At 47.6% G+C, this 16785-nt stretch carries 13 protein-coding genes; 2 read left to right on the top strand and 11 right to left on the bottom strand.

Annotated elements, in window-relative coordinates; all coding sequences use genetic code 11:
• The first annotated feature begins 402 nt into the window (after positions 1 to 402).
• Positions 403 to 1824, top strand: a complete 1422-nt coding sequence (locus tag DXZ20_RS12235; RefSeq protein ID WP_163698456.1) for an NAD(P)/FAD-dependent oxidoreductase — start codon at positions 403 to 405, stop codon at positions 1822 to 1824.
• A gap of 49 nt (positions 1825 to 1873) precedes the next feature.
• On the opposite strand, the gene DXZ20_RS12230 is transcribed toward DXZ20_RS12235, so the two are convergent.
• Genes DXZ20_RS12230 through DXZ20_RS12220 form a run of 3 tightly spaced genes read right to left on the bottom strand, consistent with a single transcriptional unit; the run spans position 1874 to position 4936 of the window.
• Positions 1874 to 2785 (bottom strand): S66 peptidase family protein, encoded by a 912-nt coding sequence (locus tag DXZ20_RS12230; protein WP_163698454.1) that lies wholly within the window; start codon positions 2783 to 2785, stop codon positions 1874 to 1876.
• A 54-nt stretch (positions 2786 to 2839) separates the two neighbouring features.
• Positions 2840 to 4615: a WD40 domain-containing protein gene (locus DXZ20_RS12225; protein WP_163698452.1), complete on the bottom strand. Its 1776-nt coding sequence runs from the start codon at positions 4613 to 4615 to the stop codon at positions 2840 to 2842.
• Positions 4616 to 4654: 39 nt separating this feature from the next.
• A complete protein-coding gene (locus DXZ20_RS12220) occupies positions 4655 to 4936 on the bottom strand; it encodes a Ycf34 family protein (RefSeq protein WP_163667823.1) in 282 nt (93 codons plus the stop codon).
• Positions 4937 to 5273: 337 nt separating this feature from the next.
• Between DXZ20_RS12220 and DXZ20_RS12215 the strand changes: the two genes are divergently transcribed.
• Entirely contained in the window at positions 5274 to 6527 is a 1254-nt protein-coding gene (locus DXZ20_RS12215; protein ID WP_250565732.1) for a CCA tRNA nucleotidyltransferase, read from the top strand.
• Between the two features lie 77 nt (positions 6528 to 6604).
• Here the strand turns inward: DXZ20_RS12215 and DXZ20_RS12210 are convergent, their stop codons facing one another.
• The 8 genes from DXZ20_RS12210 to DXZ20_RS12175 all read right to left on the bottom strand — a co-directional run bounded on the left by DXZ20_RS12210 (position 6605) and on the right by DXZ20_RS12175 (position 16770).
• Entirely contained in the window at positions 6605 to 7420 is an 816-nt protein-coding gene (locus DXZ20_RS12210) for a sulfite exporter TauE/SafE family protein (RefSeq protein WP_163698448.1), read from the bottom strand.
• 71 nt (positions 7421 to 7491) lie between these two features.
• The gene (locus DXZ20_RS12205) at positions 7492 to 8136 is read right to left on the bottom strand and encodes an HAD family hydrolase (protein WP_163698446.1); all 645 of its coding nucleotides are present in this window, start codon (positions 8134 to 8136) and stop codon (positions 7492 to 7494) included.
• 53 nt (positions 8137 to 8189) lie between these two features.
• Complete coding sequence (locus DXZ20_RS12200) at positions 8190 to 8735, bottom strand: pilus assembly FimT family protein (protein ID WP_163698445.1); 546 nt, start codon at positions 8733 to 8735, stop codon at positions 8190 to 8192.
• A gap of 127 nt (positions 8736 to 8862) precedes the next feature.
• Positions 8863 to 9396 carry a pilus assembly FimT family protein gene (locus DXZ20_RS12195; RefSeq protein ID WP_163667833.1) on the bottom strand — a complete coding sequence of 178 codons (534 nt, stop codon included), beginning with the start codon at positions 9394 to 9396 and terminating at the stop codon, positions 8863 to 8865.
• A 21-nt stretch (positions 9397 to 9417) separates the two neighbouring features.
• Positions 9418 to 10455: a prepilin-type N-terminal cleavage/methylation domain-containing protein gene (locus DXZ20_RS12190; protein ID WP_250565082.1), complete on the bottom strand. Its 1038-nt coding sequence runs from the start codon at positions 10453 to 10455 to the stop codon at positions 9418 to 9420.
• A gap of 23 nt (positions 10456 to 10478) precedes the next feature.
• On the bottom strand, positions 10479 to 11153 hold the full coding sequence (locus DXZ20_RS12185; RefSeq protein ID WP_250565083.1) for a prepilin-type N-terminal cleavage/methylation domain-containing protein: 675 nt from the start codon (positions 11151 to 11153) through the stop codon (positions 10479 to 10481).
• A 46-nt stretch (positions 11154 to 11199) separates the two neighbouring features.
• Positions 11200 to 16026, bottom strand: a complete 4827-nt coding sequence (hpsA, locus tag DXZ20_RS12180; protein ID WP_163698443.1) for a hormogonium polysaccharide biosynthesis protein HpsA — start codon at positions 16024 to 16026, stop codon at positions 11200 to 11202.
• 222 nt (positions 16027 to 16248) lie between these two features.
• Positions 16249 to 16770 (bottom strand): pilus assembly FimT family protein, encoded by a 522-nt coding sequence (locus tag DXZ20_RS12175; protein ID WP_163698441.1) that lies wholly within the window; start codon positions 16768 to 16770, stop codon positions 16249 to 16251.
• Between the last annotated feature and the right edge of the window lie 15 nt (positions 16771 to 16785).

Here is a 16785-nt window from a genome sequence, read left to right as displayed (position 1 = left end):
TTGTCTCGTCTAAACCATCAGAAAAACATGCGCCTAGCACTGTTTTATAAACCTGGTTAATCAGATTACCAAGTCAAGCCCCGTCTTGGTGCTTCAGACTCATGAATCTGAATGATATGTATTCTTCCGGACGGAACAATATAGAAGCATGTATGTAAATCCCATGACACATTAAAAAACATACTGAGAAGTAAATACGTCATCTGATTTTGGGACTGATTGTGGTAGCTTTCTCAGGCTTTTTTCTTAAAAAGGGAATCTTCAAAATAGGGAAAACCCCTATATCAGGCCTACTTCATGAGCTGATATATAAATAAACTTTGAAGAAGACCCTGGTTTAGGCGTTCAACTCAGAGATAGACGATATAAGATTGTTAATCATACGTAATAGTTTTTAATGCTATGACAGCAGCCCTTTCTGGTCAGGCTCCTATAGCCCAAAAAACCACAGCTCAGCAAAAATCTCTACATCATGTGGTGATCGTTGGTGGAGGCTTTGCCGGCCTTTACGCCGCCAAGTCTTTGGGCAAGGCCCCAGTGAGGGTGACGCTCATTGATAAACGGAACTTTCACCTGTTTCAACCATTGCTTTATCAGGTAGCTACAGGTGGACTGTCAGCTGGTGATATTTCTTCGCCTCTACGTTCTATACTCAGTCGTCAAAAGAACGTCAAAGTGCTGATGGGTGAGGTTGTGGATGTTGATCCCGATGCTCAAAAGGTTAGCCTCAAGCGTAATGAAGTCATTGATTATGACAGTCTGATTTTAGCGACTGGCTCTAGCCATCATTACTTTGGTAATGATCATTGGTCTGATGTTGCCCCTGGAATGAAAACTATCGAAGATGCCCTGGAGGTGCGTCGTCGTATTTTCTTGGCATTTGAGGCTGCTGAGAAGGAGTCCGATCCCGAACGTCGTAAGGCACTTCTAACCTTCCTCGTGGTGGGTGCTGGTCCCACTGGTGTTGAGCTAGCTGGAGCTCTGGCTGAGCTAGCCTACGAGACCATCAAGGATGACTTCACCGATATCGACCCCCAGGAAACCAAAATTATTTTGCTAGAGGGTATGGACCGGGTGTTGCCCCCTTACCCTGCTGATTTGTCAGTTGCAGCTAAAGCTTCTTTGGAAAAGCTAGGGGTTGAGGTGCGTACACAGTCCTTGGTTACCAATATCGACGGTGACACAGTTTCCATCAAACACGATGGAAACGTGACTGATATGCAGGCTTGCACCGTACTTTGGGCGGCTGGCATCAAGGCTTCTCCCCTGGGTAAAACCATTGCAGAAAAGACTGGCGCTGAAACCGACCGCATTGGTCGAGTCATTGTTGACTCTGACTTGAGTGTGCCGAACTATCCCAATCTTTATATTGGTGGCGATTTGGCTCACTTTGCCTACCAGGGCAATGAAGGCAAGCCTTTGCCGGGTACTGCAGCTGTTGCCATGGATATGGGTAGCTATTTGGCTAATGCCATCAAGACTAAGTTGGCTAAGAAACCAGTTCCGGCGTTTAATTATAAGAATAAGGGCAGCCTGGCCGTGATTGGCCGTAATGAGGCCGTGGCCGACCTGAACTTTATGAAGTTATCTGGCTTCCCTGCCTGGTTTATCTGGATTTTTGTTCATATCTACTTCCTGATCGAATTTGATAACAAGCTGCTAGTGCTGTTGCAGTGGGGCTGGAATTATTTCACCTATCAGCGTGGTGCTCGTCTGATTACCGGAGATGATTCGATTCCAGCATTGTCAGAAACGGTGATGAATGAAATGGAAACCGAAATCGTTACCGTTGGTGATGGCGAGAAGAAAATGGTTAAGGCTTAATCATAATTACGTAGGAATTTCCGCTGTAGGGGCGTTCCATGGAACGCCCCTACAGCGGTTGTCGATAATGATTTGGAAATGACAAGAGGCCAGGGCCATCGGCTCTGGCCTCTATTTTTGCTTGAATACCGAACGGTAAGGCCGCATTGACGCCATCATGGCCAAAGGGCAGATTAGCGACGATGGGAATACCCAGGTCCCCCAGACGTTCTTGTAAAACTTCCTTAGCGCTGAAGCTAGGAATATTAGCTGGCGGTTCGCATTGGCTAAAGCGACCGAGGGCAATACCTGCTACCTGGTCAAATTTGCCTAACATCCGCCAGTGGGTGAGCATGCGGTCGAGGCGATAGGGTGCTTCGGTTACATCTTCAAAGGCCAGAATTGCTCCGGCAAAATTGGGTTCATGGGTGGTGTTCAGCAGGCAGGTGGCCACGGTCAGGTTGGCAGGCAGCAGTTTGCCTGTGGCGATGCCGCTGACCCAGCTATGACCTTTGAGTGGTTCTAGGGTTTGGTTTTCTAACCAGTTAAATAGCCGTTGCAGTGACCAGTGGGCTTCTTGGCTGATGGTGGTGAGTAGGGGGCCATGGACGCCGCCACTCATCTGACTGCTCCACAGCAGGCTGGTAATATCGGAAAAGCCAATGAGCCATTTACTAATGCCCGTTGGCCATTGAAAGTTTTCTAGCAGACGGGTGCCACCATAACCGCCTCGAACACATAGTACGCCACGATAGCTAGGGTCTTTCAGGGCGTTAAGTAACTGCTGGCGACGCTGCTCGTCACTACCTGCTAAATAGCCCCAACGTGTGTCGTAGGTGGGGCTGAGTTCTACCCTATAACCACGTTTTCGCCACACTGCCACACCTGCCTCGAATTTTTCGGTTGCTCGTAAAGCGCCACTGGGAGCAATAGCGTAAAGCAAATCACCAGGAGCGAGAGGGGAAGGTAAGGGATGGACCATAGCTGTGGCAACTGACAGAGGAGATTCACAAGTTGCCTCTGATCATGTCACGGATCATGTCACGGAGTGGTTGCTCCGTTGCCATACGGTGACGGTTTCGTCCTGGCTGCTGCTGACAAGGGTGTTGCCGTCAAACGAGATCGCAACCACTCCCCATCCCTGCGCTAATTCAGAAACACACTGCCCGTTAGTGCCCTGATAGATGCGTAAAGCATTGCCATCGGTACCAACTGCCAGCAATCGGGCATCGGGGCTCAGGGCTAGGGCCGTAATCCCATCATCGGCACTGCATAGTCGATCGGGTTTAGCGAGGTTAGCTACATGCCAGACATTTACCTGCCCTTGGTCATTGCCAACAATCACATGCTGCCCGCTGGGGTGAAGGGCGAGGGCTCGGCTGGGGCCAATGGGTATGGTTTCCAGCAGACGCTGTTCGGGTAAAGACCATAGCCGCAGGGTGCGATCGCGACTAATGCTGGCTAATTGTTTGCCATTGGTTGCGATCACGCTAACCCAATCCTGATGTTGATTAAACCGATGGCAGGGTGAGAGCTTCGCCAAATCCCACAGATCGATATAACCTGTGCCATCGCTGATGATGAGATACGGTGGTGCGACGGCCAGGTCTGTTGGTTGCCAACCGGGTTGTTGCAATGTTTGCACAAGCTCACCACGGTTCAAATCCCACAGTTTGACGGTGCCATCACTACTGGCGCTGAACAGGATGCGCTGCTGAGGATGGAAGGTTAAGGCAGTGATGCGATCTCGATGGCGTCGACCCTTTAAGGTATAAACCTCCTCACCGCTAGGTAAATCACAAATGAGCAGACTGCCAGAGCTAGTGCCCATAGCCAGGATATTGCCTTGAATTGCTAAGGCCGTGGTGATGCCGGTTGAAAATTGGTATAGAAATTGCCACTGGAGTTGTGGAGAGGACAGGGCCGTTAGAGATTTAGAGGATGCGGGGGCTTTGCTTGCTTGTGGAGGCTGGGACCAGGTATCTATTGGCAATAGTAGAGAACGGGCTTTATCCAATAGGGAGACGGCAGAAGATTTTTTTAGGTCGCTAATCGCTTGACTGGCAGTGGCATAGCGAGTTTCAAGGGACCGTGCCAACAATTTATGGAGAACGGTGCTGAGATTCTTGGGTATCGGTGTTGCGACTAAATCGGGCCAAATCCAGCGATTGTCAGCGACTGAATAAAGATCAAACGGGTTTAATCCGGTCAGTAAATGAATGGCTATCAATCCCAGGCTGTACAAATCGCTAGCGCAGACTAGCTGACCAAGGGCCTGTTCGGGGGCCGCATAGGCCGCGTCGCCACCAGTGACGTTGAGGGGCGTTTGCTGTCTGTCCAGACGTTTGGTGATACGCAGGTCAATGAGCATCGGCTGCTGACCTTGACGAATGTTGTCTGGGCGGATGTCACCGTGGATAAGGCGGAAACTGTGCAGATATTCTAAGACTGCCAAAAGGGATAACAACCAAACTTCCACCTTTTTTGCTGGCCAAGGCGGAGGCTCTGCTTGGGTGATGGCTGGGGCATCAATGTACTCAAAAGCTAGAAACTGCCCTGCCGATGTCTGCCAACTATCGACGAGTGCCGGTAGCTGAGGATGTTGGCCCACAGCTTGCATCCGCTTCGTTAAGGTATCGAGCGGTTCCTGGGGGCGATAAATTTGTTTGATGACAACGAGGAGCCGTTGAGCGGTCGGATTGGATTCAGGTGCTACAACATGGGCGAGATCGGTTTGGCCACTTTGCCCTCTGCCAAAGCTTTGGATGATTTCATAACGGTGTTTTCCGTTAACTGTCCTTTGACTCACCATGGTGTCTGGGCGGTGCCCACTTCGTTACCCATGGGCATATTATGTGGGGATAGCTTCACCGGGACGCAATCTTGCCCATTTGCCCATATCCTGTTGAAAACTGTCGCAGCCGACCACATCGTATTCAAAGCCAAAGTCGCCAGACTGCACAATCCGATCGCCTTCTACGCTGACAATGGGCGGGCTAATGTTGGCGTTAATTGTCGGATTTTGGGGGTCAAAATCTGGAGAATCTGTTAAGTGGGGCTGCCGATGGTTCGTTTCAACCGCATGGTAAGTGATACAGCGGTCAACATAGTGGCAGTTGATGCAAATACACATGGAATGGAAAAGGTGTGCTTAAGGGGCTGAATGGTTGAGAGTGAAAGCAGGGTAGGGAATAAATAATAAAAGTTGCTGCTGCTGGCACTTTGCAGATGATGGGGCGTACCCAGTGAGGGCATTCCTGCAGAATATATGCACTTTGCCACCACTTTAACGCAGCTAAAATATAGCCAGGGGAATTTGTTTCAAAATGTGCGGTTGCCCCTAAGTTTTAGCGAAAACCTAGCAGAAGCCTAAAATTAGGTTGCGAAATACGTGTTTACGGGCGACGCAATATAGGAAAATTGTAAGCCGCACTACGTTTGGAGCTGCATCGTTGAAGTTTGTGTCGTCTATGGCGTCTGCCTTAATTCCTAAAACTTGGCCCTTTGATAGCCGCCTGCTGCCGGAAACAGCCTGTGTTGTTGGGGGAAGTGTTCGGGATGCTTTGCTAGAGCGCCAGGCAGAATATTTAGACTTAGATTTTGTCTTGCCGGATGGGGCAGTTGCGATCGCGAGTGCCATTGCTAGACGCTATCGGGCTGGCTTTGTGGTGCTCGATGCCGATAATCAAATTGCCCGTGCTGTCTTCGACCAGGCGACCATCGACTTTGCCCAACAGGTAGGCCCCACCCTAGAAACGGATCTGCAGCGACGCGACTTTACTATTAATGCGATCGCGTATCATCCTCCCAGTGATCGACTCATCGATCCCCTCAATGGCATTGCTGACCTGCGACAGCAAACATTGCGGATGGTCAGTCGTGAAAACTTGGCTGAAGATCCATTGCGACTGTTACGAGCGTATCGTCAAGCAGCTCAGTTAGGATTTACCATTGACAGTGATACTCGCGCCTCTATTCGTGAGCTGGCACCACTGCTACAAAAAATTGCCCCCGAGCGTATTCGCCATGAGCTAGATGCCCTATTAAGTCAGCCTAACGGGTCAGCTTGTTTCAAAATGGCTTGGCAAGATGGCCTATTTGATGCCTGGCTACCCCACCTCAATGCTGGCCATGCCCAGCAACTGGCTAATTTAGATAGTGCGTTAGTCAACTTGCCCAACCTACCAGGTTACCTACAGCTGCTCCATGGCTGGAAAGATACAGTTCCCGCAGGGCACTATCGTAGCTGGATTAAGGCCGCTCGCCTATCTCGGTTACTGCCGCTGGATGAAGAGGCAGCTCACCGTTGGTTGATGCGTTTAAAGTACAGCCGCAGTGAGGGGCAGGCCATCTTTAGAGTGCTCCAGGTGCAGCCCTATTTGGACCGTATGGCTGAGCAAAATGGTTGTTTATCCAAAGCAGACCAATTCTTTTTATTTAAGTTCGCTGGCACCAGCTTGCCCGCTGTCTCGTTAGTCGCCCTTTCCATGGGTATACCGGCCACCGCTGTTGGGGTGATGGTAGAACGCTATCAGACACCTGATGATCCGGTTGCCCACCCTACACCACTACTCAGCGGTAAGGATCTGATGCGTGGGTTAAATCTAAAATCAGGCCCTCAGATCGGACAATTGCTCAGTGCCATTGAACAGGCCCAAGCCAGTGGAGAATTGACCAATGCGGATGAAGCGTTGATTTGGGCAAAAGATTGGTTGGCTGAGTAGGGCAGTATAGCAAACTGCTGAATGCACATCTCCAAAGGAGAGGCTGCCTCAACAGTCGTTTGTTATAGGTATTATTCCTAGGCCAAAAATTGAATACCACCACCAAACATACGTAGGCCAATGACCACCAGCAACCAGCCAAAGATTCGCCGTAGCTGCTGCGGCGAAATAATGTGGGATAGCTGAGTGCCAATGGGGGCTCCGAGCATGGTGAACGGGGCCACTAAGGCTACGGCTGGCCAGTATATGTAACCCGTTGCCCAGGAGATATCTGTATATCCTTGGGAGAATAGTAGAAATGACAGGGTACCGACGATGGCAATTGGCAAGGTAAATGAGGCGGAGGTACCGCTAGCCTTGCTCATGGGAAGACCACAATAGAGGAGAAAAGGTACACTGATTGCGCCTCCGCCAATGCCTAGGATGCCTGATTTAAAGCCAATTAAAGTTCCAACTGTGGCGATCAGTACAAGGGGTGGGGAGCTGGTTTCTTCAAAGGCAGGTTTCCAGTTAAGCAAGATTTTGACGGACACCAATAAGAGAAATGACCCAAAAATAATTTCTAGCCAATGGGTGTCTAAATGATTAGAGAGTAGATTACCAATTAAGACACCCACACCAATGGCAGCGATGATCCGACCAAAAATATCCCAATGGACGTCCCCGCGCATATGGTGGGAAAACGTTGATGCTGCTGAGGTAAAAATCATGATGCACATGGCACTGCCTGCAGCGAGATGCATCAGGCTGTAGCTAGGCAAGTCCATCAGTGAAAACAAATAGAACAGGCCAGGCACAATGACCATGCCACCACCAATGCCCAACATGCCAGCGAGGGTCCCAGCGCCAAGACCTAACAGGGCAAACAGGGCAAAATCAGCGAGGCTTACCATAGGAGAATGCAACATCAAGGGAATAGATTACTATTCTATACGTTCTCCTAGGGCCAAATTGTTTGAAATCGCTATAAATCCAACAAATTCAGGCTTTCGATAGGGCGCTCCTGGGTAATGTGTACGGTTTGCAAGCCAATCTGCTGTGCTCCGACTAAATTGTGGGCTGTATCGTCGAGGAAAAGTGTTTTTGCGGGGTCAAGGTTGTTTTCATCGATGACCCGTTGAAAAATGCTGGTATTTGGTTTGCGATCGCCCACCAGATGCGAATAATAGACCCGCTCAAACTGATCGGCTAGGGTGCCAATGTCGTTGCCCATGGCTTCGGTGAATTTGCGATCGCTCGTCGCTAAATGTAGTTCATTAATATTGGACAATAAAAATATCCGCTTCTGCTGGCCGAGCTGACGTATTAACTCCACCCGCTTTGGCGGAAAATCAAGAATCAGTGCACTCCACGCCTGATTAATTGCCTCATCGTCAGCTTCAAACTGTAGCAACTGCATCAGACTGCGTCTAAACTCAGCTGGTGTAATACTGCCAACCTCAAACTTGGAAAAAATGTCTGCTTGGCTCTGTTGACTATACTGCTGAGTGACGTCATAACCAGCCAACTCACTAAATGCTTGAATAGTGAGACCATAATCCAAATTGACAATTACCCCACCCAGATCAAAAACTATGCTTTCAATCTGAGCATGAGAGTATGGAGCCATTAATCTCCCTCCAAGCAAGCAAACACAATTACTCTACTTAATAACAATACCGTTTAATAACAATATCGTCCTCTGGCGTTAGGTTTTGGTTGCTCATGGGATTGGCGGATAGCACCCAATAGGGTGGACATTACTATACAGCTTTTTATGGATGGTGCCCTGCTGCTGGTGAACGTAAGCGTCCGCGTCTGTGAAGCTAACCGTCCCTTATAGTCAAAGCGTATATAGTACGCTCCATCGCGCTTATGCAAGGTGGTATCTGCCAGGTCAAGATCCAGAGCTTTATCACCCAAAGATGTCCAGTCAACAGGTACACCTGACAGCGGGTGCATGGCCCATTCCACCTCGCCCGCGAGTGATTCACGAATACTAAATTGCCAGGTTACGTGCTGATGCATTGCCATCGCTTGAGTTTTGCGAATTGCACTATAGGCGTTACTTTGAGCTTCAGAAACCCGCCATCGTTCTTGCGATCCATTCCATGTTGGTAATACTAGAGCACTTAAAATACCAACAACGACGAGAACTATAATTGTTTCTAAAAGTGTAAAGCCAGAGTCCCTAGCAACAGAATATTGAAGTCTGTGGAATTTACTCATAGTCTAGCTAAGCGGAAACTTGCAACACTTTTAAAATTCCCAGAAATAGCCCTAAATTGGCTGTCAACAAGCTCGACTAATATCAAATGCTCAAGCCTTAAACTCTCATATTTTGTGAGAGTTGTCCTTAGTAAAGAGAAGCATCACAATCGTTACCATTCGCTTGCACAATGCCGCCAAGTATAGTCGGCACAATGATACATTTCGGTGTCTCACTCAGTTCCGAGGTGACAGACACAATATAGGGTAAATCTGTTGGATTAACGGGTTCAACTTCCCCTTTATAATTAAAAACAAACTCTTGAACATTCGCCGTTAACCGAATACTGCCATTTTGTTCTCCACCAACAGACTGTTCTCTACCAGTTGTTTCACCAGTTGTAGAGTTTACTTGTACTGTAGGAGCAGCTGATACACCCGCAGCCCCAGAGAATCTGATGACTCTAGTGGAGTTTTTTTGTTGTGCATCAGATTGAGCAGTTTGAATGATTTGGGCTAAATCGCTACGGGCACGACTCACACGTTGACGATTCATATAACCCAGCCAGCCAGGCGCAACAATGGCGGCCAAAATGCCTACCATAATGATAACCACCAATAGCTCAAGCATTGAGAAGCCAGCTGTTGAAGAGATAGATTTTTGTGGCTTAAATCGCTTCATGATTAGTGTCCTTATCGCTAATTATCCATCTTTATTGATGACACCGCGCAGCTTGACCTGAGTTTGTAGTACAGGGAAACGGCTGCCGTCACTTGCTGGCCCTAAAAAGCGATTTTCCGATTCAACATCACCCCTGAGAAAAAGATAGACATCCTGAGTTGTCCTAAAATCTCCGTCAGCCAGGTTAGGTTGTCGTATACAAGCAAAAAAACCAGCTGCATCGGTCGCATTTTCAGGAGTCACGACATAGTCATATACATCATTAGTGTTATCGTTTTCTCCAGTTAAACGGCTATTGAGACCAAAGACTAAATTACGACAGTCAACAGCAGTCCCCCCTGGATCCGCTTGTTCCACAAAATCTACTAACGCGACGCTATTGCCGCCAACAGCATCAGGCGTTGTACTCGGCTCCCAGTTTTCAAAATCAGTAGCCTGGTCCGTAATAGGGTCCGCGTAACCAGGGGTTTCAGTGAAAGTGGCTAAGTTGGCATACTGGGGCAGCTCGTAACGTCTGAGGACGCTGGGACCCTTCCAAACATAGTCTGCATCAGTATCATCCCGATGCTGTTGATAGTAAACAATCAGGGAATAACTCGCTCGACGTGTTCTCGCAACTCGACAGATTTCCATCTCATCGTCATTGCCTGTACAAGTATCAGGCAACACATCATCATCTAGAGGCACTGTGCGCCAAAAGGCAAGTAAGGGAACCGCATCACCACTACCCTCCACACCAGTGCCCATCTGGTCACTTAAAATCTGGATATCGTCAACAATCTCCTGCATGCGAACATCGTTATAGACGTAGACAGCTTCTTCTAAATCATCAGCGATATAGTCTATGGCACGCTGCATATCCCGTTGAACCCGTTCCAGTGCAATTTCTCGACGGTCTATTTGTAACAGTTCAACCACTAAAAACAACAAGCCAGATATAATGATGCCAGCAATGATCATTGAGATAAGAACTTCCATTAAGGTGAACCCAGAAGTTCGATGTTTTCGTTGCTGCAACAGCCATCGATACAACCAACTTTTAGAATGGTAATTAGCCATGGAGCTTTCAAAGAATAGTGCAGTTAACATTCAGAAGGCGTAGAAACAGTTGTTCCTTGAACACTGTTGATGAATTCGTAGTAGTCACACAGTGATTCTTCATCATCACTTCTGATGAGGCTAGTGTAGATAGTGGAGAGGGGGGCATTACCTGATTGCCCTTCACCGCTGGTCATAATCAGGCTGGCCTGTTCCACATCTGTGGGATCTAAACTTCCTATGATGTCAGCGCGATAAACCCTAACCCCTAGATCAAACGCGACGGGGATTGTCCCGCTTGTAATTCCGTCAGTTTTGAAAACCTGAACAGCGTAATCGGCGTTGCCATCGTTATCCACATCAATGGCCCGAGCCGCGTCAGTTGTTGTTGAGTATGTGTTGTCGTTAATAACATTTGGCGCAGGGACCGGAACAACATCAAAGTCAGCTACGCTATTTACACCCGTTGGTGTTGGCGCAATATTTAAGGTGTAGTTCCCACCCTGACTAACAATCAGCTTTATCCGGTCTACTTCTGCCTGGGCTATTTGAAAGGCTTGCTCTGCCCGTTGACTTTGAACTCTGGTCCCAACAGCCAGGATGACCATTGGCGTCATGACTGCCGTAGCGATGGCGATAATCACAATTGCCACCAACCCCTCAATCAGCGTCAGACCACTGTCATCGGCCTTAACAGGTACTTGCGACTTAGTACTCATTAGCTTTTTTAGTTGCCTATTTTTCAAAAACATTTTCGATTACTCCCTATTGGCAACCAACATCAGCACCGAGTACAAGGGCACCGGTCGAATCTTCTGCTGTACAGAGGTTAGCGATATACTCATCCTGTAGAGGCAGCTCCCGATAAAACTCACTTCTGGGTCGACCTAAGGCAACGAAACGACGGGCAATGGGAGCAACACTGGTGTACTGGAAACCGACATCGTAACCCCAAATACGGGTGGCGGCACCGTAGAAGCCGTTGTACACATTGTTACCACCAGTAGAAATAGGTGTAGTACCTGGTTCCCAAGAGTCCTGGTCAAATGGAGCCGTTGCCTGGGTACTAAAGTTCAACTGGAAAAAACCCCCTGAAATAAACAAGTTTTTACCAGGCCAATACTCAAGCAGCCGTGGGAAGTTGTGTAACCCACCATAGTTTTGGCCTGCTCGCAGCGGTACAATACCCGAAACTAACAGTGCATTAACGCGGGTATTATCAGCTGCTGGAATCAGATTCTCCTGACGTTCAGCCTCATCTGAAAACTGGATATGGTTTGCACGGCCACCATTAAACGTAGTGGGGAATTCGGTGTATGCAGAACTTAAGTCCCCTTCAGTCTGTGCTTTAGCTGCAATGCCGTTCCGATTAAATCGGATTGGCAGCGAAACATTGCTATCACCCTGTTGGTCTGCTAAATCTTCACGCTGCCAGTGGCGTGGCTCCCATGTAGCATCATCCTCCCTAAGCGGTCGATCCGAATTTAGATATGAGGATTGAGCACTATTAGCCCCTATGGTAGTTGTACTACCGTCAGTTTCATAAATATAGGCATCTTCAACGTAACCATCGCGGAACTCACTGGAGAGAATGCTGACTGCATCAGCAAAAATTTCGGCAGGCCTCCATAGGTCTTGGCCGCCCTGTGCAAAGTCCTGGTCCAGGGTGCTACGTCCATAGAAATCGTTAAAGGGGTTGCCTGCTCCGGTGGCAAAGTCTGTGCCTAGCTGTTCTTCAAATTCTTCGAGAATATTGCCAGAAGTATCTTGGTGGAGATTGAAATTACCATAGATATAAGCTGGATTATCGGTGACAAAGGTAACCCCTGCGGCCTTATCGTCGCCTGAACGATGGATAATCGCACCATTAATTAATCGGAAACCGTAGGGGCGTCGATCAGGATCGGCATACATATCAACCGGCTTTGGACTAATTAAGTTGTCTGCCAACGGTGGATCGTAGGTTCCTTGTTGATTAGGGCCATTTGGCACAACATCCATTGGACAGTTTTGTCCGTTATCTTGCAGATTGGCAAAATCTTGACAGGTAGCCCAATCTGCCTGGCGAGGGCGAACGATATTGTCTTCTCTCACAGCATCTTCTCTGGCGGCATAGAAAATACCATCGTCTTCTGGAATCCAGGCAATTTGCTCGGTGCCAACGGTAAAGTATGAACGAGCGTCCGCAGTAATATCCGTCAGTTTATCGATATCTAAATCAAGCACGCGAATATTTAACAACTCGCGTCCATCCATCATGGCTTTGTCAAGAAATGCAAGTTCTGTGATGGTACCGTCTGCATCAATTGCATTTGTTTGGAGGTCATCGCGGGTGCTGAGGCCAGTACCCGCACTGGTTGGCTGTCTGAAATTGGCAAGACTGGTCCTGGGTGCTAGGGCAATAGTATCTGGCCCAACTGTTGTAAAGAGTATGCTGTCATCATCATTTACACCACCAATAATTTCATCGTCAGCCGCATTTGCAAGGCTCCCTGTGGTACCTTTCTCATCAACCTCGACAACAAAGGGAGACGCGGTGCTTCCTTCATTCAAAAGTTCTTCAGCAGTTGTGGTTACGGCAGTGGGATAGAAATTATCCCTGTAGGGTTGACGATAAGTTGAGTTATTTAAGTCAAGATAATCGTGGTCCGTGACTGGGAAAAGATAATGCAAGATTGGATACTTTGGCCCTTCGGAAATGGAACAAAAGGCCATTGTTAAACCAAGTTGAGCGTTTTCAGAGTTACCACCAGTGGTGGCAAAGCCAGTTGGGTCACAACCGGCACCAAAGATTTCACCAGCAAAAGTTCCGCCAGACCCTTGATAGGTATAGGTACCTGTAGCTGGGTTATACCCTGTCCCTGAGCCAGCAATCCCACGGGATGTTCCCGCAGGAATAAAGCCCATTGTGCGGTCTCGTAAAACCTGTTGTAGTCTGCCAATTACTTCAGCTCGGGCTATGGCTGTATCAAGGTTTGCACCCAGAGCACCATCATTTTCAAGGGCGTTGAGCCATTCCTCTTTTGTAAATTGAGTGTAATAGCTTGGATCGTAGGGACTAGGTGGACAACCTGTACTACCTAAGGAAGTTGTACAAAGGTTAGTTGTTGTATCTTCACCAATCTCACCATTGGCAACATTTCCATCCATTAGTTTAGCCAGCTGTACCCCAAGAGCATTTAGGCCAGCGCTTCCATTGGCTGGAATGCTATCAAACTCAAGCTGTAAACTATTTAAGTTATACGCCAGCATTCCTAGCGTACAAGCCGCAGAATGAAGGGTAGACTTATCTGCTGGGCTCAAATCATCGTATTGGGCATCAGTGTTGACCGTGTAGTCGTCAAAAATACGTCGGAGCACTGAGAAGTCTCCCCACATGGATAGGTAGGGATAGGGATGAACAAATTCGTCAGCCTGACCGGCTTCTCCTTGAACTGGGGGAAACGATGGCGCACCACCCTGAGGGTCCCCGGCAAAATACGCTAGATTACGGAGCGCCTTGCCCATGGGTTTGTCATCGGCAAATTCATCGGTGATGTCGCCGTTACTATTACTATCAAAACTACTAAAATTAAACTCCCAGCCGTTAGTTCCTGTTCCTGTTAGGAAATCAATTTTCCAATCATCTGTTTCTGGGTATTTGGTAAAGGTACGGCTATTTATTAAAGTATCCAAAGTACCTGGATGCACTGTAGACGCTGAACAAATATAGGGTAAGTTTCCATTGTCTTCGGTGTAGTGGTAAACCACCATGCCCTGCACAGCTGCTAAATTATCCCGCAGAGACTTTTGTTGCTTAGCTTGAGCAGGTGTCTTTTCTATGTCACCTCCACTACGAGTTAGATTCTGAACTGTTGTGGGTGGATAAAGCGGATCATCAGCTTCCCATCCAAACTGATTACCTAGCTCTAACCGTTGACCAACAACAACACGTAAACCCTGAGAAATAGAGCGTCGTTCCCAATACCCATCTAGACCGTACTCTTGCTCAGCCGCATTATCACTAGCTAACACTGAGTTGTCATTAATTTCATCACCAATTTGGTGAGGTGTAGAGAGATATACACCATTAGCTTGACTTAAGCTATTTTCAGAGTCGTAACGGGGCTTTGGCCCATAGCGATTGTCTGCTCGAAACCCATCATCTACAAATGGGCGAGCTGCATCGGGAAAGACACGCACCCGACTGCTATCACTCAACAGTTGAACTTGATCATTGGGCTCTAAAGGATTTGGAGATAACGCATCCTTGGCAGCCTCAGGATCCCACGATGTATCATCCAAATTAACAGTAATGTCTTCTGTAAGAATTAAAACTGGGTCTACAGCAACATCTGTGACATCAGTTCCACCAGTTTCATCAACTGAATCGGTATCATCTTTCAGATTATTTTTGCCAGGGTTAGTGGGGGTAGCATTATTCTCTTTGTGAAATTCTGTATTTCCCCCAAAATCGTCATCCCTTGATGCACCTGAAATCAAATGCCCTTGGAAAAATTGATCATCAGTGCCATCGCCATCGGTATCGTAGCCACTCACACTGAGACTAATTTCCGATGCATCGGTACTGAAAACACAGGACTCTGGAGAACTGACTAGATAGGCCTCTAGATTCTCAAATGCAATGATGTTTGACTCTGAGTGCATGGCTCCATTCCAGCGAAAATCTCCACCTGGGAATATTTCCATGTCGTAACGGAACCAGGCACCATATACATTCCCCTTTGGAATAGTGCGTACTTGCTGATATTCTGCGGAGCTAACCGTTCGATTAATATTGTTGGGGTTAGCAATGTTTAGAACGTCAATTTGAAAGACTTTTTGTAGAGTACCGCCAGCATCTTGCCAGCCATCACCGGCCAGGGTACTTACAGGGCAACCATCAACCGACTGTTGCGTATTAATAGGACCGTTGCGCGTAACCAGGTTATCTGCTTTTTCATCTACCTGGTTAGAGGTTAGGGTCAGTTCATTACCATCTGAGTCTTGAATAATGTCACCATCTGAATCTCTTGCTTCGTGAGAGGTGAGGATTGAATAAACAATGGTATTGCCATCACGGGATTCAAAGCTCCACGCAGGGTCAGGATTACCATCGTCGTTGATGTCTAACTGGGTTTCATCTGGCAATGTGTATGGATCGTCATTGGCTTGATTTGCAGCCCCCCAGATTTGGCCGTAACCTCCGTCTGCCAATGGCCTTGAATACTTTAAAAGTGAATTGATTAAGTCACTGCTAGAGGGTGGTCTCTTGTTAATGACTTCTGGATCTTTTGTAAATAAGTACTCAATTTTAGCCTTAGCCCTGTCAACGGCGGGCGCAGCAAAGTTGTCAATCTGTTGTTGCTCACGATATGCGATTGTCTGAGCAGCCCGATTGAATGAGCGGAAACTTAATCCTCCAACAGTTAAGGTGAGTACCAGAAGCAGCATTACCGTTGTTGGTAATACAAAGCCAGCCTGTCGAGTGCGACTGAAGCGAGCACCCATAAAAGCCAGCCTTAGCACCCAAGCCATAAACCGCTTAGGTATTCGACCAATATAATGATTTAGTGAATGACGATTAGGGACAGGAACCCGAAAGCGTTTCATATGTATCCTTCTATGAGGCAGGATACTTTAGACTAACGACCTTGAGTTCAAAGATGGTTCCCAGGATACACTGATCTGTTTAGACAACTACAACATTTCAGGGCTAAGGGTTCCCAGGATGTACTGAGATATTGAGAGAGTTGAAACGTTTTATGACTGACAGGGTACATTAACAAATCTGCCTGCTTTTACAGCCATTATTCTGTTTATCGTATTCTGTTTCTACTCATAAAGAGCGGCATCGCATTCATCACCTTCTGCTTGAACAGTCCCACCTAATAATGTTGGTACTATGATGCATCTTGGATTATTACTGAACTCAGACGTTACAGAAACAATATACGGCGCACCCTCTGCTTCACCACGGTAGTTAAACACAAACTCTTGGTCGCTAGTTGTTAATTGTATGCTGTCGTTTTGTTCTCCACCGACAGAACGATCTCTACCCGTTGTTACACCAACTGTAGAATTGACTTGCACTGTTGGAGCACCAGGTATTCCAGTATCTTCTGCAAATCTGATAACTCTTGTTGAGTTTCTCTGCTGTGCTTCGGTTTGGGCATTTTGAATGATTTGAGCTAAATCACTACGGGCACGACTAACTCGTTGACGATTCATATAACCCAGCCACCCCGGTGCAGCAATGGCGGCCAAAATTCCAACCATAATGATCACTACAAACAGCTCAATTAAAGTAAAACCAGCTGTTGCATTAGCAGAATTGGGTAATCTAAATCGCTTCATGATGAGTGTTTTGGT

Source organism: Adonisia turfae CCMR0081, from assembly GCF_011009555.1.
Lineage (GTDB): Bacteria > Cyanobacteriota > Cyanobacteriia > Phormidesmidales > Phormidesmidaceae > Leptothoe > Leptothoe turfae.
The sequence above is the reverse complement of the archived record's forward strand: the minus strand, read 5'-3'. Positions and strand labels throughout refer to the sequence as shown.